Raw genomic sequence first — 24,236 nt, forward strand, 5'->3', positions numbered from 1 at the left:
TTGACGTATCTTTCCTGCGCGGCAGGCGGGATACGTGAGGGCTTTTGCCCTTGCAGACGGTCGCCCCAAGTCTGGATAGGTTGTCGCACTCTTGCGAGCCGCGAGGCTAACGTTCATAAGCTGAGATTGCCGGCAGGTCTGGGGAGGACGCATACAAAGGAGCGTGGAACTATTTACGACAAACGCAATACGGCGTATGTCGGCATCGACATGCACAAAGAGACACATACCGCCGTCGTTATCGACTGTTGGATGAACGACTTGGGTCATATCACGTTCGAAAACCGCCCAAACGCCTTCGATTCGTTCGTTCTCAAAGTGAAAGCGATGTGCGGCAAGCTTTTGGTTGGACACAAGTATACCGTCAAGACCGTGAACCCGGCGTACACCCATGCCGTTCGGTTAAGCGCCCCGACGGTGCATAAGAACGACGACTATGACGCTTACTGCATCGCCCGTATCTTGCGCGATATGCTGGACAAGCTACCGGACGCTGACCAGCCGGACATCTTCTGGACGATCCGGCAGTTCGTCAAACGCCGGGACTCGCTGTCCAAACGGTATTCCATCCTGCAAAACCAACTGCACGCCCAACTGACGAGCAGCTATTCGAGCTACCGCAAATTTTTCAGCGAGCTTGACGGCAAGGCAGCACTCACCTTCTGGGAGAGCTACCCTTCGCCTAGCAAGCTGTGGGCGGAAACGGCGGAATCGCTGGCTGCGAAGCTGCGGGAAGCAAGCCGCAACGCCTGTTCGACTCGCAAAGCGGAGCAGATACTTGAATTGGTGAAACAGGACGGACACCTAAGCCGCGACTTCCAGACGGAGCGCGATTTCATTACGTCCAACATCGTCAAGGAACTGCGCCATACCGGCGAACAACGGGACGCTGTAGACGACGAACTGCGTAAGTTGCTGCCGCTTACCGGCTACCAATTGGAGACGATGCCCGGCATTAACCTGATTACCGCCGCTCGGCTCACTTCGGAAATCGGGGACATTAACCGCTTCCCGAAAGCCGACAAGCTGGCGCGGTTCTCCGGCGTTGCTCCGGTCTGGTTCAGCACGGCAGGCAAGGGCAAAGAACAGCGGAGCAGGCAGGGCAATCGCGAGCTTCACGGCATCTTCTACTTCCTAGCCGTGCAACTCGTCGTCATATCCAAAGGCGGCAAGGCGCGTCATCCGGTGTTCCGCGACTACTTCGACCGCAAAGTGCAAGAAGGCAAGACGAAGCCGCAAGCGTTGGTGTGCGTGATGCGGCGGGCGGTGAACGTGATCTACGGCATGATGAAGAACAAGACGGCCTATGTTCCCTACGAGAAGCACGAAGACTGAGCGGATGCTGCTATGATAAACTGGTATCAGCCGCTCAAAAAAATGGAAAAACGAAATTCGACCCCCTCGTTTTTCAAAAAGCTTCTGAAACGAGGTCGGGACAGCTTGTTTTTGAAAGGCTTTAAGCAGAGAGTGCAGGTAATGTTAGGACGTTTACTTCAACCGACAAATATGTAGCTGAAACTGCTAATGCAATTGAAGCAAGATATCCTGGTAAAGTCGTTGATGTAAATAAGAAAGTGTATAGAGCAGATGGAACACCATTGACAGATTATGATATTGAACTTGATAACGCGATAATTCAAGTTAAACAAGGTGGCGGAAAAGGTGCGACGCGACAAGCAATAAATACCGCCTCAAGTACGAATAAAGAAGTTATTGTTTATTTACCCGATCAGCGTTCGAATTCCGCTGTTGTAAAAGGGCTTCAAAAAGAAGGATTCCAAGTGTTTACAAGTGAAGCGGACTTAATTAATCATGTTGGTAGATAATACAGAAGGGAGAATGTTACGTGCAATGGATAATTCTAATTGGCAGTGAATGCTTTAATCTTAATCAAATTCGTAATCTACAACATTATGGTCAGAATAAATCCACTAGTCTTACTGAGAATAGAATTGTTGTAGATTACGGTCACGATCATGTTTTTTATGAAAATGCGGAAGATATCATGAATGATTATGAGGAAGATGATATAAAACGAATTCCTTTTCCAAACCCTCAATTTATAATGATGACGTATACGAATGAAAAATTGATGAAACAAATATTGTCTCAAGAAAATTTCCCGCGTGGCATCTATATAGATGATGATAGTGGAAATATAATGCCAATAGAAGATTTTATTGTGTCTTAATTATTATTTCGACTTGACCTTGATTGGCTTTGTGCCTTTCAAGGTTCTTTTTTGGCGGGGCTACCCAGTGCCGAATGAACCCATCATTCAACAAATAACACATCTAGCCCGTGTAAGACCTCTATAAAGATTTCTCTATTTCGGTTGTATGCGGCTGCATAGTCGAACAAAGGGCTTACTGGTAGACTTTTTTGCAGAAGCGGTTACAGCCCTCTAGCCTATGTGATTAGCAACATAGCAGGTCTAGCTTGTCGCTGACGGTGAAGCCGCCCAACAGGCCGCTCACAGCCTGCTACAAGCGGCCAGAGCCAGCACATCGAGTACGCCCGGAAGACGGCCGATCTGCCGCCTTCCGGGCGTGTTCCCTGCACTGTTATTTCCAACAGCGCTGGCCAAGCCCCCGACTGCCGCCCGCAACAACCCGCTAGCCAACGCATAGCCGCTAGCGTCACCGCCAGCCGCTCCACGGCTTCGCCTTTCCTTCCTAGGGATTGAGCCACTCCCCCGCCTCTTGGCTTTAGGATCAACCCTTCATCGTCCAAAATTCCCCAAATGCCAACGGTTCCTTTGCAAACCCGATTCCCCCGCCCTTCGTGCCTTCCGCTTTGAGATAGGATACGATCATGCCCCGATGGCTCTTGTTCTTCATGCTTCTTCATCTTCTGGTTAAACGGCTTGCCCGCCTTTCGACTCCTTCCCTTCCTGATTCTTGTCGTTCAAGCGCCCTTGCCTATGACCCCCCTCCTCTACAAATCAGTTGAACGAACTGGAATATCCATCTGAAAAAGAAACCGCCGGCTTGTTTACCTCCGCCATCCACCGCAAAATCAAAATCCCGCCAACCCTCTTCACTTATTCGGCTCCCAAAGCATCCGCATCCATGCGAATAAGTGAAGACGCCGCCCGCGCTATATCCTAGACGCCGCCTAAACAAGCTGCCTTCCGGTTTCTGCAATACAGATATTCCAATCTTCGTTCAACTCCGATTTGCAGCCATCCGGGAAATAGAAAAATCGCTTTGAAGGACAAGATTATCAGGAAGTTACTGAATCGAAAGGAGGGCAAGCGGTTTAACCGCTCAAAAGAAGAAGCAAGAAGAACAAGCCATTCCGGGCATGAAGTATCCCGATTCGAAAAGAGGAAGGCACGCCTGTTGGGGGAGAGGGTTTGTAAAAACCATTGGCACTTTTGGGGGGGTGTCGGATGATGGTGTTGATCCTAAAGCCCGTGCCGCAATGGATGTTCAGCTTTCAATGACGGTTTACCATAACCATGTCGCCAGGAACGCCAATCGGTGTTGAACGAAAACAGGACGAATCCTTCTCCCGAACAGAACGAAAAGGACTTATTGCCGCTATCTTTCCTTGTCCCGATCACGCTGCCGAAGCAGCGCACAGGAAAATTCGAGATAGCGAAAATAAGTCCTGACTTCCGTTCATAGGTTATTCGTCCTGTTGCCGTTCAAGGGGCATGAAGAAGCCGAATCTTCCCAATCAAAACGCACAGGCTTATTGCCCGCTATCCTTCTCATTCCCGAATATGCTGGCCGAAGGCAGCAACAGGCAAGTTAGGATAGCGGAAAATAAGTCCTGACTTTCGTTCACAGGTTATTCGGTTGTTCTTCATGTCCACCGATTGGCGTGACTGTCGGCGACCGCTTCCGGTAAACCAAATTGAAAGTTCTGCATCCATGCCCCGGCACGTTCTCTTCTTCAGCAGCACAATCCCCAAGAAGGAAAGGAGAGGCCGGGGAGCGGAGGGCGGTGACGCTAGCGGCTATGCGTTGGCTAGCGGTAAATTGTTGCGGGCGGCAGCCGGGGGCTTGGCCTGCAAGACATTGAAGCAGCAGAGCGGTTCGCCGTCAGGCAGGCTCACTGAACGCGCCTGCTGGCCTTTCCAGCCTCTGGCGGCAGGGTGTGAACGGGAAGCGCGGCCTATTGGTCGGCTTCCCGTCTCGACGTTGTCAGCGATGGGCTAGGAGACGCTTTATTGCTTAGAAATACTCTTTTATATCATCCCATAGCTCTAAAAGAGATTTTCCATTAATTCGACCATTCTCAAACAAATCTCCGGCTGTTCTAAACTCCTGGGAGTGACTGTCTCTTACTCTTGTTAGATAATATCCATTCTCGTTATGGCTTATCCAGTACTCTTCAGTTTCAACATAGAAATTGTATTCCATTCCACAGCTTACTAGTTGCATCAACTCACTATAATCCATGTGCCCCTCCTATCGTGACTTCAGTGAACCATCAGGATTGTATTCAAACGTATGCTCATGTGGGGCTTCTGGATGCTGCTTTGGATTCCCATGATTCGTCATATCTACATCTCTTGTTGCTTTTCCATCTGGCCCGAAGTACCGACGTGTCTTAATCTGACCGTTAGCATCAACGATGTCTACGCTTGAATTAGGCTCCCCTTTTAATCCAGGATTTTTGGTTGTAGTCGTATGCGTAGTAGAAGGCGTAATATCAATTTCGTTGCCTAAGTTTGTTTTTGCAGTTTGTCTCCCTGCATTCCCCGCACTCTTAGTAGTAGATCTAGTTGTAATTTCCACCGGCGCTGAAACTCGACTGCCAGCAGTTACTTTTCCTAAAGCTCCAAGAGCAACTATTTCTGTAAGATTCGGTCCATATATTTGGTTGTAAACAGCGTTAGCCTGTGCAAGAGACATCCCTTGTTGAGCGGCCTTATGACTCAATTCAAATACTGCTGTAGCATTTGTTGGTAATTCTAATTCCTTTCTTTCCTTTGTTGAGATGGAATTGTCAATGAGCGCAACTGCTGTAAGTACTGCTTGGGCCTTTGTTAAGCCTGAATTCTCCGGTTTTAGATAATCTGGTATGGCTTTATCCGCAGACACGCTCACAATTCGATCCGTATCTTTATTAAATACTACGGTTGTATCTCGAACAGTTGTGGTCTGAATAACCCGTGGAATATAATCAACTGGCTTACTGCTTGTACTTAAAGTTTGTGTTACGGTGACTGTCTTTGTAATGTTTGTCGAAACTGCTACCTGATTTCCAAGCACAGCAGAATCTACTTTAGCCTTAATAGTTTGCGTTTGTGAAGCTGTCGGAATTACTTTAGATGTCTGAGATCCGGTCATTTTCTGATCGAATAGCTTATTATCAATTACAAAATGGCCATCTTTTATTGATACTCCTTTTGTATTCGCATTAAAACTCACAGTATATCCTGGAGCTAATGTTACGCTTGCTGTCTTAGTTTTTGAGTCATATTTAATACTACCTCCTGATGCACCCGCCAACTGTCTAAGTTTAACTTCAGCATACCCCGTCGGGTCCCAATACATGATCGGTTCATTGTGCACATACGTATACAAATTAAGCGATAACGGATCATTCGCTTGTCCCCGGTACGTATCTTCCGTTAAGAAACGTGCAAGCTTCGGATCATAGTAACGGGCATTAAGATAATAAAACTTGCTTTCCTCATCATACTGGTATCCCGCATAACGGATTGGATTGTTTACGGTCCCCGTCTTGTTCTTGAGGTTGCCAAACGCATCGTATTCATAGGTCGACGCAACCATACCGGAAGACGAAATGAGCGCCGTTACATCCGAATGACCGTTATACAAATAAAAGTAGGTTTCCAATTCCATCGTGCGTGAGACTAGATTAAGTCCATAAAGATTGCGCGCAGTCTGTTTGCCTTTACCATCGGTCTCCATGACGACTTTGTCGTACTCGTACAGGTAGGCTGTCGATACGCCATCTACAGTTTTCTTCACGCGCAAGCCGTCTCCGTTGTATTGATAAGAGGCGCCGCTGTTGCCAGTTGACATTTTAACCAACTGGTTAAAGCCATTGTACTCGTAACGCGCGACACCTTCAAGCACGTCGGCAATTCGCGGATTTGGATTAGGTTGCCCGTAAATAAATAACCCGAATGTTGGTGAAGGCGGATTTTCAGGGTCAATTTTTTTTCGGATTTCCGTAGACTTGTTGATCATATTCCCGTTGTTGTCATATGCATAGTTGACCTGCTGCGTTTCCCCGCTCAACTTCACTTCTACCGTACCCATCAACCGATTCTGATCGTTATAGTTGTAGGAAATGATCGTATCCACAGTATCTTGCGTTGTCTTCTCGCTAAGACGGTTCCCTGACGGGTCGAACGCATATTCTGTCTTTTTCCCGTTTGGTTCAGTTACGATTTGCAAACGATTTAACGCGTCGTAGCTGAATGAGGTTACTCCTTTGACAACGCCATTCACCGTCTCCGACTTCGTTTTTTGGTTGTTGGCCAGGTCGTAAGTATAGGTGTACGTATCCAGCTTTGTCGTACCATGATAGTTTTCCAAGGTTTGCAGCAGATTGTTTGGATAATACGTATACACTTCCTTAGCGCCGTTCGCATAGGTGACCTGTTGCTGGCTGCCATCTGCATAATAGGAGTATGATGCCTGAAGCGTATTGCCGTCTTTCAATTCGTATAGACGATTCGTTTTATCGTATAACTTGGTTGTAATGTTCCCTTTCGGATCGGTTGTCACTTCAGAGACATACCCTGTTTGAAGATCCGCCGTTTGATCGAGTAAAACGGTACTTGTCCCCATGCCGGGAACGGACTTCGTAATGACCCGGTTCAGTTCGTCATACGTACGACTTGTCGTCCCCGTCCCATCCCGCATGCTGAGCTGGTTGCCATTATTATCGTACGTATAGGAGATCTGATTATCCTTAGCCGCAAGACCCGAACCTGTGACGGTTTGGGAAACCAGGCGATTGTGAACATCGTACAGGTAGGTCGTCGTATTTCCATTCCGATCCAGTTTGATTTTCATCTGGCCGCTGCCGTTATACGAATAGCTTTCGACTTTGGCAAGGTCGTATTGGTAGCTTCCGGCTTTGCCTGTTCTTCCGCCATGATCGATCCGTTTCGTTTGTTTGTTCGCGATGTTGTATTCGTAACTTGTGACCTTTCCACGGCCGTCCTTCTGGGTCAGCATGTTTCCATTCCCGTCGTAGGTGTAGGACGTCGTTTCGCCGAGCGCATTCACGACTGAAGCCAATTGGCCAAGATCATCATACGTATAACGCGTCGTATTGCCTAGTCCATCCGTTTGGCTCTCTTTCAGCCCCACATTGTTATAGGACTGCGAAGTGGTATGGTTGTCGGCATCCGTGACGGAAAGCTGTCGATTGTTGCGGTCGAACGTATACTTCGTCAGGCGGTTCAGCGCGTCAAACGTCGCAATTTGAGCGTCATTTGCGTTGTATACCAGCTTCTGTACCATAACATTCGCCGAATCGGTCTTGGCGACCAATCGATTGCGCTCATCGTATGTATACGTCTGCCGATTACCTAACCAGTTCTGTTCCCATAGTTTGTTGCCGTTCTTGTCATAGCCATATGAAATCATTTGCTGCGTTGTAGCACCTGCAACATCGGTAACCGAAACCTTCGTGCTCGACAGCCTGTTGAGGGTATCGTAACTTTTTTCGGTCACTTTTCCGTTGCCGTCTATCATAAAACGAGCATTGCCATTTTTGTCGTAACGGACAGACGTGGTTATCGCTTGGGAACCGTCTTTCAGTTGCTTCGTTTTGCTTATTTCTTTCCCTTGCGGGTCATATGCAGTTAACGTAACGGCTCCTTCGGAATCTTCGCTTCTCGCCTTTCGACCCATGACGTCATATTGATTCATCGTCGAATAAGCTGCGATGGTATCGTCGCCCGGCTCATTGGTGGTACGGGTCTGACCGAATGCATTGTACGTTATTGTTGTGATATTTCCGTTTCCATCCGTTTCGCTGACGACTCTACCGGCTCGGTCATAGACGCTCGACTTCATTACTTTCTCTGCCGCGTTCAGGGAAGCGCGGACAGTTTGCGCGATGACTCGACCTGTATCGTCATATCGAGATCCTTTAACGACCCCGTTCGCATCAATTACGCCAATCTGTCTCCCCGCACCGTCATACAGATTTTTTAATGTCCACTTCAAACCACGTTCTGCACTGACGGCATCTTTAACTGAAACCGGCAGATTAGCGGCATTGTATGTCGTTTCCGTCCCATATCCGCTTTGGATGCGGGCCTGAACGGTTTTCCCCGTGCCTGATAAATAGCCTTCTCCGTCCAACTCCTTCACGACATTGCCATTCTCATCATAAAGATATGCTCTTGTCACGAGCTCGGTTGGCGTATCCATCCATGCATATGTGACTGGGGCGACTTTTTTTTCCTTGAACAACTCTTTTATCAGCAGCACGCGCCCCATTTTATCGTACATATATTCCGTACGACTGTCGCTGACTACATAATTCCCTGGAGATACTTGCATGGTTCTTCGTCCAACACGATCGTAGCCGTATGCCGTCGTCCCGGCAAGCGCATCCGTTTGTTTAGTTAAACGGCCTTGTTCATCATAGACAAAGGTGGTTACATTGCCGTTAGCATCCGTACTCGTTAGTGGTTTACCCGCCCAATCGTAAGTATTGGATGACATGATTTCCGTTGGCAATCCGTTCTCATCAAGTCCTTCTGTTGTCGTCTGAAGAAGGTTTCCAACAAGATCGTATTTCAAATTCGTGGTTACGCCATCGGGTGTAGTCCGCGAAAGTAGATTGTCTTCGGAATCAAATGTAAAGGTAGTTAGCAGGATCGTATCGCTATCGTCATTAAAATCATTTCCAACGAGATCCCCGGTACGAACATGTTTCTTGCTCTCAATCGGGTCAACGCGATGGTCATACTTGTATTCCGTAATGATTGATTCATCTACGGAAGCATAAACGTCCTCTCGTGTCAGACGCCCCTCTTCATCATACTGGAACAGACGCTTTCCGCCCGCGCTATTCGTACTCTCCGCGACGAGTCCGTCCGACGTATAGCTTGTTTTACTCCACATCACTCGATCGCCACTGAGCATGCCGTAGAGCGGAACAAGGTCCTTGCCCGTTTGCTCCATCACATTGCGGTCGGCCCGATCATATGTCGTACTCTTGTACATGTATTTGCCACTTTCAAACGGCAACCAACTTTCCGTTAGCCGATTCAGCCCATCATAACGAAAGTAAGTGCTATTTCCTCGAGCATCTTTTGTCGATTTTACCGTGCCGTTTGCGTAATGCTCAGTGGAAACTTCTGTGCCGTCCGGACGCAATTCGCTTTTTTCTCGGCCTAAATTGTCATAAGTAACTGTCGTTACAGCCGTTTCGGTATCGCTAATGTAAGTGATTTGAACCTTCTGTGTAAATCCGCCAGTTAATACTTTGTACGACGTCGAATCGAGCGTGATCGGAACGGCACTCACATCGGCCTTAAACTGCGTTCGCTTCAGCCGCTGCATCACGTCGTACTGATACAGATAGACAGCTCCATTGGGCTTCGTTTCACTGATCAAATTGCCATATACGTCATAGCTGTATTGCGTAACATAGCCCAGGGCATCCGTCTTGGTCTTCATGAGGCCGTTCGATTCATAAACAAATCGGTTTCCTACATTGTTATTCTTATACACATAGGATGGAGTAGAATCGTTAGTCGCATCTTCCTCATGCTTATATAGATTGGGTAAAACGGACTGAATGACACGCCCTAACGTATCATATTCCGTAAATTTCGTTTCCCCGCCGTCATCCACGGTCTTGACTAATCGTCCTAATTTGTCATATGTGTAGTTCGTTTGATAACCCAATGGCGATACGACGGCCATCAGCCAGCCAATACCGTTATATTCATAAGAAGTCTTATCGCCCGCCGCATCCGTCACCGTTTTTTTGTTGCTATCTACGTCATAAGTATAGGTGGTTCTTCCGCCTTCCGGATCCGTTTCCGCATGTAAAAGTCCTTTTGCCTTGTAGCCCAGTTGCTCTGCTTCCGTATCCGAATAATACTCGTAAGATGTTACAGCGAATGCATCCGCATTTGCGCCTTCGCTATAGACATCGGTGCCATTAAGCGGTTGGACTTTTTTCAGCAATCGGATTTTATTGGAATCGTAGATGTATTCGATTCTCTTGCCGAGCTCGTCTTGCTCCATAATCAAATTATTTTTGCTGTCATAAAGATACGTCTTAAACGTATTGTCTGGATTGATTTGTTTCGTAATGTTTCCGTTTCCGTCTCTTTCGTACTGCGTTTTATTCCCGTTGCGATCCGTTACGTTTTTTTCTTCGCCAAATTTGTTGTATCCGTTCGCATCCAGATAATAGTCCGCTTTCGATATTCGGCCTTCGGGGTCTTGCGAAGAAATGACATAGCCTGCTGTGTCATACCCCTTAATAGTCGAAAGCCCTACTAGATCTTTGATCGTCGTTATGCGATTGGCGTTATCGTAGGCGTACAACATGACGTTACCAAATGCGTTGGTTGTTTGCGTAACTTTATGCTGGTCCGCACCTGCCGCATGATTATAGGTAATGCTCTCAAGCAGGTTATTAGTCCCATTGAGAACACCTGTCATATAATTGGAAATATCATAGTTGTAGTTCGCGATTACTAATCCGGATGGATCCGTGACCTTTTTCAATCGATTTTGGGCATCGTAATCGTATTTAACTACGCGACCGATCGGGTCCGTAACCGTATTGAGAAAACCGTTCGTATTGTAACCAACATTAAAGACACGGCCGACGGTATCAGTTATTTTTGTTACCTTTCCGTTGGCATCGGTTGAAATGTTGACTCTGTTGCCATTACGATCCTGCATCCAATTCAAATAACCTGCCGCATTAAAACCGTACATATATTGGTCTTTCGTTGTGAGCGTGTGCGTATTGTCCGCGAGCTTCACGAGGACACTGTGAGAATCATTGGGGGTGTACGTACCGTCCGCGTTTTTCACGAATACTTGCGCTCCGCCGTTCGGTAGCTTGACGACTTTAAGCCCTGTCGGATTCGTCGTGTCGTCTTTAACGCTTCCTTCGAACCCGAACGTCCAACCTCGCCCCATCGAGCTAGAAGGGCGATCGTCTTTGGAATTATAAGACCGGCTAATATTGACCATAAATCCTGGCGCTTCGACGCTAAGATCCGTGACGGATTTTCCGTAATTCCCTGTCGCGGCGTTAACCCCTTCTTCGCCATAATGAATCTGCTCTAATAGCGTAGGAGACACTTCTGCGGCTAACGTGACCACCATGCCGCCATTACCGGCAGTTTGCTCGTTATTTTCGTTCGACGGCTGCGGCTGGCTTGTAGGCTCCGTCACCTCACCGGTTAAAGCATTCGACGCGCTTACCCATCCTTTTGTTACGACTTTACCGCTTAAGTTCGGTGCTGTGGTTGTCGTACTTTTAATTCGTCCCGCGATCTGTTCACTCGTCAAATCCGGATACTCGCTTTTGACAAGTGCCGCAATTCCGGAAACGAACGGGGCGGCCATGCTTGTCCCGCTTTGATTGCCATAAGCTTCCCCTGGTAACGTGCTCAAGATCCCCATACCCGGCGCCGCGACATCGACTGTTGAACCGTATCCGGCAAATGGGGCTAACTTTCCCTGATTGTCAATTGCCGTTACGGACAGTAGATTCGGCAATCGGAAAGATGCCGGGTAGATCGGATTTTCGTCTACGCTCATACCATGGTTGCCGGCGGCTGCGACGACAAGCATTTCGCTTTGTGCTAGTGCCTCTTTAAGCGCAGGATTATAGTCGGGACCGCCAAAGCTAGCGTTCAGAATGTTCACGCCCATGCTTTTCGCATATTCAATCGCTTCAATCGCATCCGATGTATAACCCGAACCGTTTTTCATGAATTTAAGCGGAAGCAGGCTCACTCCCGGCGCTACACCTCGAATACCGCTAGTATTGGCTTGTGCTGCAATAATTCCGGCAACGTGTGTGCCATGCTTGTCATCGGAGGCACTATCGTATACTGAGGCATCCCCGCTTGCAAAATCATAACCATGAACGTCGTCGACGTAACCGTTTCCGTCATCATCGATGCCGTTCCCCGGAACTTCTGCGGTATTGGTGTACAGGCTGGCAGCTAAATCCGGATGGTTAATATCGATCCCCGTATCGAGTATACCGACAAGGACGGATCGTTCTCCCAGCGTTTGATCCCAAACGGGAGCGATGTTGATGTCAATTCCGGCAACCCCTTTCTGGTAACCAATACTTTGACCCTCGTTTCGCAATCCCCACTGCTCATTGAATAGAGCGTCTTGAGGAATTGCGCTGGCATGAAGTAAATAGTTAGGCTGGGCATATTCTACGTTGGGATCTTTCTTTAGCTCGGCTATCGTCCTATCGAGACTGTCTCCCTCGGCAATTTGTAGTACTTCAAGACGATTATTATTGGACTTATGCTTCGATTCCAGTTTTCCTAACCTCAGCTTCGTCTTGATTCCCGTATGAACAGCCTGGCTTTTAGCGCCGTTTTTGTATTTGACAATCAATTCAGTTTTGTGCCTTGGCGCTTCCTTTACGTCCTGGTACTGTGCTGCGAACACGCTATATTCAAATAAGAAGGTAGTCGAGATGAAGAAAAACACAATGACTTTCGCTATGAATCGAATGGTTGTGCCCATGGAATCCTCCAATGATTAATAAGATAAATGCAGTTTATTTATCCAGAAAAACATCAAATCAAGGCTGAACAGCGGCCTCTTCCGGTATTTCAATGACACTGTAAGTGATGGAGGAGCCTCCCGATACTTTGGCACGCATTTGCAGGCTATTAATGACGCCTGTCCATGATTCATCTGGCGAGATGGCTTTATCAGAAACATAAATAATTTCACCGGGTCGAAACGATGTAACGATAACATCCGTATTTCCAATCCGCCCCGTGGTCAGCTCCCTTGTTCCCGTCAACGTAGAGAGATCCACAATCTCGATGGCGTTAGGATCGTAGGTTACCTTTAACGTATACCGACTAAAGTCCATGATATCTTTGCCGACCATGCCCATATCTACTGTAACCGATTTGGTTAAGCGTGCAACCAGTGTGTTGTTAATAATCATGCCGCTCCAAGCCCCTACGCCGCTAACATTTGTGGTTCGTATCCGATATTTATGCTCGGTTCCTTGCGCCACGCGACGATGCTTATACATGGTTTTCTTTCCGTTATCGAACACTTGACCATCTACTTCTACTTCGTATTTCGTAGCGGATGGTTCAGCCGTCCAGGATAACGTCACGATGTTGGCTGTGGAAGTAACGGCAATGGAGTTTGGAATGCCTGGTCGATCAGGTAATGTACGCAGCACAACGAACTCGCTCCAATCCCCTTCCATCGCGTCGGTACGTGCCCGAATCCGATACTGATGTTGAGAGAACGGATCTAATAAGGTGTCTACATACGTAGTCTCCGTAAAATTGTCGACAACAACTACGCCGTCAAGTTCCACGTCGTAGCCAAGTGCCCCAGCAACCTCGCTCCAATGCAGATAGACTTGGTTCTTGGATGCCGTCGCTGTGACGTTCAGTGGAACCGCCGGCTTCTCGGGTAAGGTGGACAGCACAATCGGCTCGGTCCAGGCACTATTTCCAGAAGTTCCTATCGCCCGAATTCGGAACGTATGTGTTGTCTCAGGTGTATGGATACTCTTGGCATATACAGACGAAGTTACGCTAATGTGCCCATCGGTTTCGACTTCATAAAAAATCGCATCTTTAACAGGGCCCCAACCCAAGGATATAGAAGTATCCGATAGTTGCTCGGTCAACACACTAGGTGTCGCAAGTACATAAGTCTCGATGTTGATAGGAGAACTCCACGAGCCCGCACCTAACTCGTTCACGGCACGTATCCGATATTGATGAGCGGATCCTGGGGCAAGCCCTGTAAAACCCGCCGTTGTTAACTCGCTTAAGCTCACGACAGCACCATCCGCTTCGACCTCATAGGATAGCGCATCCAGAACGGGCTCCCAACTTAAATGTACGGATCTGTCTGCAACAACCGGTATATTAGCAACAGGAGTCGACGGTAGCTCGCTCGTTGTACTAATAATTTGGGTGATGCTCCATGGACTAGTTCCACCTGTATTTAGCGCGCGAACGCGATAGGTATGTCGACTGGCGATAGGCAAATTTGTTTGTCTGAACGTCGCCTGCTTTCCCGTCGCAAAGACTTGTCCATCCCATTCGACTTCATAGCTTAATGCTCCGGGCACAGCTTCCCACGTTAAGTTCACCGTTTTAGCTGTTGCTGCAAGCACAATATTCGTCGGGTAGAGCGGTGCCAGCATGAGTGTGCGTTGAACGATGGGAGCGCTCCATGCGCCCGGCGCACCGTCTTTGACTGCTCGAATGCGATATTGATGTAACGTATTCGGTAAAAGCGACAGATGTTTGTAGTTAAGCGTTCTACCGACGTTGATCGGAGTTTCCCCGTTGTCTATCTCAATTTCATAAGCAGTAGCCTCGGATACGGGTGACCAAGTTATAGTAATATACTCGTTTCCCGGTTGAGATTTTATGTTCTTTGGAACTGCAGGTGGAGTTACCGTTGTACCTAAGAGAGCAGTAGATGACCATGCGGTTGCGACGCCTTCTTGATTTATCGCACGAACTTTGAAGTATTGCGATCTATTCGTTTTTATCTTGGATAAAGAGAACTTTTTATTAGGGAGCGTTAAGTTGACTGGCTGGTTGACCAACTTCCCTTCTGCGTTAAGATATTGATTTCCAGAAGTAATTTGATATTGAGTTATAGCCGGATTATTGTCGTTTACTACCAGAATAGGCGCTTGACCGCTAATCTGCAGTACATTGAGTGTTGGAGCAACTGCAAGTGTGTAGGCTTCTTGGAAAATCGGCTGATTATTTCCAGAATTATTTTTAATGTGAAATTTAACAAAATATTTTGTGTTTGGAGTAAGACCGGAAAAGCTTTGATTTATTAATGAATATTGATTAAAAGGTGTAGAAACAAATGAACTAGAACTGGTGTAACCTAGTGAAAGACTATATGTTTTGTAATCAAACGGATAAAGAGATGTAGGGTCTATATCTTCAGCCCGAACCTCTATACTGCTTGTTGTACTATTAACGGTGAGGGTTGTTAACATAGATTTTTCTCCCGCTTTAAAGGTCATTGATTTCTCTAAGTTTTGAGAATGATTATTCACGACCACCCGATATGTGTGTTGAACCTCGTATAACGTCGATTTTGCAATCGGATGAAAATCAACCATTACCGTACCGTTAGACAAATAAGCTGTTCTCTGTTCCCTTGGTTCTGATTCATCATCGATGTAATAACGAATGGATAAACTGCTGCCGACTGCTCCTTTTATGAATACGCTTGGATAGATAGCGTCCAGCGCTTTCCCCCCAAAAAGTTCAAGCGTAGGAGCAACTCGAATCATTTTGTCGCCTAATCCCAATTGACCGAATTGATTGTCTCCCCATACCTTCAAAGTTCCGTCATCCAACAATGCAACCACATGAGAAAGCCCAACACCGAGTTGTTTTACTCCACGGAATTGCTGATAGGCCGGAGCTAGCCGTTCTGTTCTATCCCCAAGTCCTAATTGACCAAAATTATTTCCTCCCCAGGTAAACATATCGCCGTAATTTGAAATAGCCACCGAATGATTAATTCCGGCACCTATATACTTAATGGAATACAATCCCGGAACGGTTGTCGGGGTTGTACGGTTTAATTTATCACCCAACCCTAATTGTCCGCTTTCGTTATGTCCCCATGTTTTAAGCGTTCCATCTGTTAATAAAGCTAGTGTGTGATTTCCCGCTGCAGCAAGCTGTTTAACTCCAGTAAGCCCCTGTACAACGGACGGTTTCGAGCCGCCAAACAATCCCCATACCTTCACAGTGCCATCTTCCATTAATGCGAGCGAATGGCTATCTCCTGCAGCAATCTCTTTAACTCCTTGAAGTTCCAGTATACCCGTAGGGACTAACCGCTCTGTTGTATCCCCTAGTCCCAATTGACCTTTATCGTTTTTACCCCAAGTCACAACCGTTCCGTTTTCCAGCAATGCAAGTGTATGACCATTTCCTGTCGATAGTTGTTTTACACCGTTGAGCCCAAGCATATTTGTTGGACTTGTTCGAATTGTACGATCCCCTAGGCCTAGCTGTCCGTAATCATTATTTCCCCATGATTTTACCGTTCCATCTTTCATCAGAGCTAAAGTGTGACTGTAACCTGAAGCAAGTTGTTTAATCCCTGTCAGCCCGGACAAATGAGTTGGACTTAATCGCTCGGTTCTATCACCCAGCCCTAACTCGCCAAAGGCGTTGCTTCCCCATACCATGATTTGATTCCCCAATATAAGGAATGTCGAATTATAACCTGCTACGATAGATTCAGTTTGAATAGACAGTTCAAGTGTTAAATCGTTGGCAGTTGACTGAGCAAAGACTTCAGTTGGAATCGTAGAAACATTATTTGCTTTGACAGACATAATAGGAAAAGGACTTAAATACACCCCCACTAGACTGAAGCATAATGCCAATAAACCCGACATTTTCTTAATCATTAAATTAACTCCTTAATTATGTTATTTTGTGAAATATACAGATTATATCTGGGACCTCTTAACAATCACTTAACATTTGACTCAATGGAGTCATCCGAAGGCTCCTCAAGAATACGACGTTAGTAATACAGTCATACCATTCCACAATTTGTAGAGTATCGGGAATCGGTAAAAATTGTTTTACGCGAGTTGGCCGAAGAAAGAATAGTCATTATGAACGACGCAATCGATATTCTGCGGGAGTAAGGTGCCACAGTCATCGATGCTGTTGAACTTTATTTGTAATAACATCCGTGGAACAACGACGTAATCTCCTACGAATATTTAAGAAAGGTCTTAATCGCTATTTATAGCAGCTTCATGCAGATGTCCCCGTGCATTCTCTCCATGAACTGATTGCTTATTATCAGAAGCATGCTACGTCCGTGTTGATGTGTGGACAAGACAATCTACTCGCTTGGAACAAAATACGCTGAACGAAATCTATAGCTTGAAAGGGGGAAATTCCCGGGATAGACTGCTCACAAAAGTGAACGATTCGATCGGCTAGGGGAATGCAGTTTGCCGGTAGTTGTTGGAAGCCTTTGGGCGGCGCATCAGGAGGGGGGACTGGGGTGCTAGGCATCACCAGCTACGCGCAATATCGACAATAATTGGTAACTACCCTAGCATTTCTTTCGCATCTGGTGGCGGTGTGACGAATGTTCGCTACAAACAATGTAAGTTCTTGTCTTTCGCTTTGGATAAGAACTTAAATTGCCAAAACAAAAAAAGCCGCGATACTAGCGGCTTTTAATCGATGTATGTTCTTGTTCTCTGGCATCGGAGCGGAATGTTTTACTCTCTCTCGCTACTATTGCCCCTGAGCTACTATTACGAACTGCCTCATCCAATAGCGTAGGGTATCTCGCGATTAGTTGTTACTGGCCTAACGATCATCCAATAAATTGATACTCTCTTTTGTGGGATAAAAGCACGGAATCCCCAAATAATATCAGTCGCATTATCCCAAATCAAACATCGTTTAACAGGTAAAAAGTTGTCCTATGTTATAAGTCCCATTGTTGATCTGATCCATTAATTTTTCTTTCAATTCATAATTAATTGAACTCAGACCATAGTTGTAAGGAAGTAAACTCTTCAAGTTATCTAGTAAAATCGAGTTCTAATAAATATCTTTATCCGTCCTTACCACAAATTCATGATTATGCTGCTTCGCCCACAACTTAATAGAATTCACTTTCTCAAGAATGCTGGTACTCAATTCTTTATTGTGGGGATCAATTTAATTGTAGTAAGTAAGATTAACAAATTCTTCGCCAGTAGTTTTCTGCACCCACATATCGATCAGTGACTTATCAGGCTTTCCGAAATAAGAGTATTCGATTTTCATTGGTCTTTCGCAATATCTAATAATCTGGGGGTCCATTTCAATTAAAATCCAATAATCATATTCTAGCTTTCTATTGTCAAGATTAGTTATCATGAAATATTACAATCTCCTCGACAGGGGCAAAGTTTTGTCATTAGATTGAGACAAAAAAATTCCCCCGAAAAAAAACCTTAATAAATCAGGTTTCTTTTCGGGTCAAACTTGTTGTCACTGTACCTTAAAAGAACTAATCATATCTACAATTTCAGATTGATTCGCTTCAGTAGCTCTTTCCAAAGGGCTACCATTATATGAACGCATTTTACCCTTAAATTTAACCGGTATAGTAAAGTCGACGCCAACTCCAAGTAACAGCTCAACAATTTCTTTGTATCCTAACCCGCAAATCCAGAACAACAATTCTGACTTCGGGGTTGTTTGACTCTTGTAATCCGCTCCGTTCTCAAGCAAATATGCGGCTATTTTCAAATTATTTCTCCAGCAAGCCCATTTAAACGCTGCAGAAAAATACTTCTGATCGATTCCATTTTCGATAAGCGTTTTTGTCGCTTCCAGATTTCCTCCGGACAGATTTGTTGTGAAGTCAAGTAACGAGCTTTTGAGGCTATCCAGTTGATTAATATCGATTCCTTGGGCTAATAGTAATTCAATCATTTCTTTATTTCCACGTTCACATGCAAAATGTATCGGCTGCAGATTGTTCGGACCTTTGGAATGGACATCTGCGCCTGCTTCAATTAAATATCGAGTTATCTCTATGTAATTGTGACTAATTGCAATTGATAAGGGCGATTGTCTTCCGACATCTTTAATTTCTTTATCTGCACCTGCTTCGATTAGAAGCTTCACTATATCCAGATTCCCTACTCTACACGCAATTTGCAATGGTGTTCCGTTTATCGGATTCGAATAATCAGTCAGCTTTTTATTTAGACTATTCGCTTTCGCATTACTTACATACTCCCGCACCAGATCCACATTTTGGTTATAACAAGCATGATGCAAGGTTTCATTATTTTTCGTTTCTGTCATCTGTAGTTACCCCTTCAACACCCAAGTCGGATTTATCGCTATCAGCTTACCCACTAACCGTTCCGTTGCAGTCGCCGTGAGGCTCAAAACTTCTCGAAGCTCCATGGTTGATTAAAGACGAACGATGCGACGATAATGAAAGTATTCGGCACGGTCCTCCCACTCCAGCTCTTCCTCATAGGGGTCGCGATAATAGGTAGCGACAGGAACATAGCCCCATGTGACGCCCATACCGCCACAGATAAGCGCACCGCCGTCCCCGCCTTTACCGCGCACGAGTCCTTCAGGCGATACGGTCAGCTCCTGTTTGTAAGGATCGCCAAGGAATTGTAGCCCCATGCCGCTACTCTCCTCCAGATCGAAAGCTCTGTCGCTCACTGCCGGTTCGCCCTGCTCTTTCTGTTCCGGATTCAGTTCTCCGAAGTGCCTGACCTTCATGCGGTAGTCGAAGCTGTCGCCCCAAGGAAATAACGTTCGACGACCTCCGCCGTACACATATTCCCATTCCTCTTCTGTTAACAAATCGAAGCCATCGGGCAGTTCATCTTTCGCCCAAGCCTTCTGGCTGGGACTATCGGCAAAGAACCAAATGCGGATACGCCCATCCTCTTTGTCCAATCGAAAAGACTGATGCTGCTCATAGGAGCCGTAATTCGAGGACTTGACGAGCTCGAGCGCCTCCAGCACATCGCTGTCTTCCTCCGGATCCAAGTCATCCAGTTCCACCTCATACCAGGCAACAAGGCGGGTTTGGCGCTCAATTAACAACGGACCTATGTCCGCCTCTCGCACAGGCGACATTTGCTCTCGTAGTACATGCTCCAACTCCGCAGGCTCTCTGCTCAAATCCTCCAAGCCGCTCTCAAGCTCTCCTTTCGTCTCTTCATCCGGTCCGATTGCCCATTGCTCCTATCCGAGTGTAACTCGGTCACCGGGCACATATACGAATTCGCAGCCTTCATACACAAAGATACCCGTTTCCAGCTCAAGCCCGAACCGCTCGAAGCGTTCCATTTTCAGAAACGTGAAACCGGCAGGCAGGCGTGCATTTAACTCGCGCAACAGCTCCTCCTTATATTCACTTGTTTGTTTATTCCAAGTCGCCCGATCCCTTATCACGATTGTCTCCCCTTTTGTGTATAGACTACAATTCCTCCGCAAAACAGCAAATTACAAATTCCCTTCGATAGCAATTTCGTTCACATGCTCTAGCGTTGCTACCACCCACCGACCTACGTAATCAATAAATTCAGCGCTGGATGGGTTATTGATTGCTAGTATAGACCAATGGTCCAGGATCACTTGCCATTCCGATTTACTAATGGAATTCATGCCGGTATGATCAAAATTCTCAAAACCTTTCCCCTTAAGTGGATATACCTGCGTGATTCCTTCGTATAAAAGATGAAAATCCTCGCGATATATCCATAAGCCGATACCCAAACTATCCCGCCAATGCCCCTTCTCATCTTCAGCATAAGGGTACAGCCCGTAGCCGATATTCCCATCACCACGACGATGAAATTGCCGTACATCGATGAGATTATCTTTTTCGGTGATATGGAGTGTCAAAGTGGGATGATCCAAATGCTCTTTGATTTGCAAAACGATTTTCTCGAATTGCTTCTGTCGGCTGTTATCTTCCAAACGGTTAAAAAAGCTGCATTTCAATAAGAAATGCCCACCCCAGCTCTCTTGCTCTGTCCATTCAAAAAGAAACAATTCTTTAGCCGTTCGGTCCGGTCTGCCCGCATTAACCCATTCAAACAAAATCGTTTCGTCCTCTACGGCTGTAATAGATGAACCTGTCTCAACAAGAGAAAAGCGCACCGTGCCAAAATACTCTATTAGAAACGACTTGATCCGCAGTTTTTGTTCGTGAAGTGTCAGATAAGAAGTGCAAGCAATATCAAGGTCATAACGCAATAGGATAACTCCCTTTAAATCGGGGTGCTTGGTTAATCTATACTTGTAACTGGATTATTCTGCCCGATCGTCATCAGACTGTCTTTCGTGACGGTAGCCTGTTATATCATTGTACTATTGTTTCCACTTTTCACCACTACTTTTACAACGCTTTCCCACTTCAGAACATCCCGTTTTATATTTAAAATTTAGGTATCCCAAATCCGCCCCGTAAAATAATTAAACGTCTCCGCATGCAGCTTGTCCAATTCCAGCGCTTGTTCAGCGCGTGCAGCTCAGCAAGGTGAACGCCTGGCATGATAGATGTCCAAGCAACTCATGTTGTATGCCAATATACTATGCTGAAACATCACGATGCCCTGAATTTTAACTGAATTCAATTGGAGGACGGTGATGAAGTGCCCATCAAGACAAAACATACGTCAATTCACAAAGCGTGCAAAAAGAAAGTAAAAATTGTGTGCTGCGTAAAGAAACGGAAACGCCGCAGAATCCGGGTCTCCAGAATGCGGTTCGGCGGGATACAGCGGATTCTGGAAGCTTTGGAACAACGGCTGCATCAGGGGCTAACTCCTCTGAACGGTGAGCAGATCAAAGCGCTTCGCAAAGAATTGATCGCTTTGAGAGCGCAATTTGACGAATTGGGCGTTAACATTCCCATTCGGACGGCATTGCAAGAATTGACATTGGCGGAAACCAAACCGGAGGATTTCTCATTGCTAGCGCTGAGCCTCGCATTAAAAGAGATTTTCAATCGAGTCGAAACGTTCATTCTCCGGTTTGAGCTTTCGGAAGCGTCTATTTCCAGGTTAGAGAGAGAAATTTTGCAGATCCAGATCGATCTCAATCTAGCCTTACAAACCAGTCAGGGTCCTCCCGGCCCTCCGGGACCGATCGGATTGCAAGAACGGATTACGACATCATATGTCGGCAAGACCGAATCCGCTATCCATCGCTCCCGCGAAAAACAAGGCGGCCGTCCATCTGCAGATCAGAAGGAGAACCGCCTTGGCATTTTGATAGGTTAGCAACTTAGCCTACCACAGTCGCGCGTCTAGCTTAACCTCGAAGTCGTCCCATCACTACAGTATTATAGTAAAGTCCGTCTCCCAAAAGCTTGTCGTTTCTCAGCAAGCCTTCCTCCTCGAAACCGAGCCTCTTGTACAAAGCAATTGCCTTGTCGTTCGTTTCCAGCACCTGCAAAGCAACCTTAGCGACGCCTTGGCCGTCGGCCTACGCCAACGATTGCTTTAATAAGTTTGTACCGATTCCGCAGCCCCAGTAGTCTTTCAATACGCATACCCCGAAATCTACTTTATGGGCAAGTCTCTTAAGGGCACTGCCCTCGCATCTGGAGAAACCGACCAAACGTCCCCCAGCTTCGGCAACAAGAAATAGATTTCTTGGGCTTTCGCTATCCGTCAGAATAAGCCGCTCGAATGCGGAAGAGTCCAAAAAGTTTTCCCCCCGCTCCCGATCCATATTCTCAGTTTCCCCGTCGATCTGAAGCCTTAGATCGGACAAAGCCGCCGCATCGTTGGCAATCGCCGAGCGAATGCTCCTCCAGATTTGACCAAACGCAAAAGAAACGCCGACTCACATCATTTCTCACGACATGTTCGGCGATTCCTGATTTTATGTTAGGCGATGTTCACTTAAGTTTACATAATATTAATTATGTAACCGCACTGACTTCACATATCTCAAGAATGGTAAGAGGCTCCTTGGCCGGCCCCTCGACCACCTCGCCCGTAAACGAGAAACGCGATCCATGGCAAGGGCAATCCCATGTTAGGTCCCCGTCGTTCCAATTCGTCTCGCAGCCCATATGCGTGCAAGTCGTATCCACCACATGCAGCTTTCCTTCCGGATCGCGATAAGCGCCTGCTCGCTTGCCGTTAATGCGGACAGTTGCGCCTTCGCCTGGGATCAGGCTGCTTGGTAACCGATACACGATATCCATTTTACCGGCGATAAGCTGCTTAGCGACGTCCAAATTGTCGGTTACGAAGCTTTTGATATCGGGATTTGCATGCAACCGAGACGGATCGAACAATTCGCGATACCGATCCTCTTGACCCAGCACCAGATTGGTCAACAGACGTGCGGCAGCCGTTCCGTTCGTCATTCCCCATTTCCGATATCCGGTCGCGACGAAAATGCGATCCGAACCGGAAGTAATCCGCCCGATGTAGGGCATTTTGTCCAATGTAACGAGATCTTGAGCAGACCAGCGATAAGCGATCTCCCTCACGCGGTACAGAGAATCGGCAAATGTCTTCAGCGCATCGTAATGGCGGATCGTGCAGGGACTCTGCCCGGCTTTATGACCTTCGCCGCCGATCAGCACGAGCGGTTCCTGACCGTCGGCTGCAAGCCGAATCGACCGTTTCGGATTGTCCGCATTGATGTACATTCCGCCGCCATAGCTCTCCTCGATTTTAACCCCTAGAACATAGGAACGCTCCGCATGCATGCGCGCGAAATAAAACCCTTTCCAATCGGCGAACGGAAAGTGTGAGGCGCAAATCACATGGCCGCAGCGAATGCGGGCTCCCGCTTCCGTAAGTACGACCGTCGCGTCTCCATCCTCCACCTTCATCGCTGTCGTCTGCTCAAAAATCCGAGCCCCCGCCTCCACTGCTTTGTTTGTTAATGCCATTAAATAGGACAGCGGATGAAATCTGGCTTGACTAGGCATCAGCAGAGCTGCCTTGATTTCAATCGGTAGCGCAATATGATCCGTCAGCTCTCCGGAGATGCCGAGCTTCTCGTAGGCGCGGAGCTCGTTCTCGAGATTTTCGATCGCCAAATCGGACTCGGTGTAAATATAGGAAGGCTCGTCCGCCAAATCGCAGTCGATGCTTTCCGTGGCGATCGTCTCGCGCATAAAATTCATGGCCTCAAGATTGGCCTCATAGTACAGACGCGTTTTGTCCTCGCCAAAGTGGTTGATGAACTCGTCGTAGATCAGATCGTGCTGGGTGGTGATTTTGGCGGTCGTATGTCCGGTCGTTCCGTTAAGAATGCGACCCGCTTCCAGGAGAATGGTCTTTTTCCCGGCGCGGGACAGCAAATAAGCGGCAGTAATTCCGGTAATTCCGGCGCCGACGATGACGACATCGGCCTCCGTATCGCTCGTTAACGGAGGAAATTCGGGCAGACGGACAGACGACGTCCAGTATGACTGCGGAAATTCGGGAAGCTGCTTCATCCTGTGCGCTCCTTTGCTGTTCGGTTAAGAATTGGAAGC

13 protein-coding genes and 1 pseudogene are annotated in these 24,236 nt (G+C 46.9%); 4 read left to right on the forward strand and 10 right to left on the reverse strand.

Annotation, left to right across the window (positions count from 1 at the left end; genetic code table 11):
* The first annotated feature begins 138 nt into the window (after nt 1-138).
* The 3 genes from J4772_RS13830 (at nt 139) to J4772_RS13840 (ending at nt 2,191) form a co-directional block, all read left to right on the forward strand.
* The gene (locus tag J4772_RS13830; RefSeq protein ID WP_371822899.1) at nt 139-1,335 is read left to right on the forward strand and encodes an IS110 family RNA-guided transposase; all 1,197 of its coding nucleotides are present in this window, start codon (nt 139-141) and stop codon (nt 1,333-1,335) included.
* Nucleotides 1,336-1,598: 263 nt separating this feature from the next.
* A complete protein-coding gene (locus J4772_RS13835) occupies nt 1,599-1,826 on the forward strand; it encodes a hypothetical protein (RefSeq protein WP_209075658.1) in 228 nt (75 codons plus the stop codon).
* A gap of 20 nt (nt 1,827-1,846) precedes the next feature.
* Nucleotides 1,847-2,191, forward strand: coding sequence for a hypothetical protein (locus tag J4772_RS13840; RefSeq protein WP_209075659.1), 345 nt, complete (start codon nt 1,847-1,849; stop codon nt 2,189-2,191).
* A gap of 523 nt (nt 2,192-2,714) precedes the next feature.
* On the opposite strand, the gene J4772_RS37340 is transcribed toward J4772_RS13840, so the two are convergent.
* From J4772_RS37340 to J4772_RS13875, 8 genes are all read right to left on the reverse strand, one after another.
* A complete protein-coding gene (locus J4772_RS37340) occupies nt 2,715-2,840 on the reverse strand; it encodes a hypothetical protein (protein ID WP_256442716.1) in 126 nt (41 codons plus the stop codon).
* 1,344 nt (nt 2,841-4,184) lie between these two features.
* Nucleotides 4,185-4,412 carry a hypothetical protein gene (locus J4772_RS13845; RefSeq protein WP_209075660.1) on the reverse strand — a complete coding sequence of 76 codons (228 nt, stop codon included), beginning with the start codon at nt 4,410-4,412 and terminating at the stop codon, nt 4,185-4,187.
* A 9-nt stretch (nt 4,413-4,421) separates the two neighbouring features.
* Nucleotides 4,422-12,707 (reverse strand): S8 family serine peptidase, encoded by an 8,286-nt coding sequence (locus J4772_RS13850; RefSeq protein WP_209075661.1) that lies wholly within the window; start codon nt 12,705-12,707, stop codon nt 4,422-4,424.
* Between the two features lie 58 nt (nt 12,708-12,765).
* Entirely contained in the window at nt 12,766-16,632 is a 3,867-nt protein-coding gene (locus J4772_RS13855; RefSeq protein ID WP_209075662.1) for an RCC1 domain-containing protein, read from the reverse strand.
* A gap of 1,600 nt (nt 16,633-18,232) precedes the next feature.
* On the reverse strand, nt 18,233-19,057 hold the full coding sequence (locus tag J4772_RS13860) for an ankyrin repeat domain-containing protein (RefSeq protein WP_209075663.1): 825 nt from the start codon (nt 19,055-19,057) through the stop codon (nt 18,233-18,235).
* 111 nt (nt 19,058-19,168) lie between these two features.
* Entirely contained in the window at nt 19,169-19,912 is a 744-nt protein-coding gene (locus J4772_RS13865; RefSeq protein ID WP_209075664.1) for a hypothetical protein, read from the reverse strand.
* Between the two features lie 54 nt (nt 19,913-19,966).
* A complete protein-coding gene (locus J4772_RS13870; RefSeq protein ID WP_209075665.1) occupies nt 19,967-20,119 on the reverse strand; it encodes a hypothetical protein in 153 nt (50 codons plus the stop codon).
* 108 nt (nt 20,120-20,227) lie between these two features.
* Complete coding sequence (locus J4772_RS13875; RefSeq protein ID WP_209075666.1) at nt 20,228-20,983, reverse strand: hypothetical protein; 756 nt, start codon at nt 20,981-20,983, stop codon at nt 20,228-20,230.
* Between the two features lie 542 nt (nt 20,984-21,525).
* On the opposite strand from J4772_RS13875, the gene J4772_RS13880 reads away from it, so the two are divergent.
* Entirely contained in the window at nt 21,526-22,011 is a 486-nt protein-coding gene (locus J4772_RS13880; protein ID WP_209075667.1) for a hypothetical protein, read from the forward strand.
* Between the two features lie 31 nt (nt 22,012-22,042).
* Here the strand turns inward: J4772_RS13880 and J4772_RS13885 are convergent.
* Both J4772_RS13885 and J4772_RS13890 read right to left on the reverse strand, forming a co-directional pair.
* A pseudogene (locus J4772_RS13885) lies at nt 22,043-22,552 on the reverse strand (N-acetyltransferase family protein).
* Nucleotides 22,553-22,658: 106 nt separating this feature from the next.
* Nucleotides 22,659-24,197: an FAD-dependent oxidoreductase gene (locus J4772_RS13890; protein ID WP_209075668.1), complete on the reverse strand. Its 1,539-nt coding sequence runs from the start codon at nt 24,195-24,197 to the stop codon at nt 22,659-22,661.
* Nucleotides 24,198-24,236 lie beyond the last annotated feature (39 nt).

The sequence above is a fragment of the Cohnella sp. LGH genome (assembly GCF_017671885.1).
Classification (GTDB): Bacteria; Bacillota; Bacilli; order Paenibacillales; family Paenibacillaceae; genus Cohnella; species Cohnella phaseoli.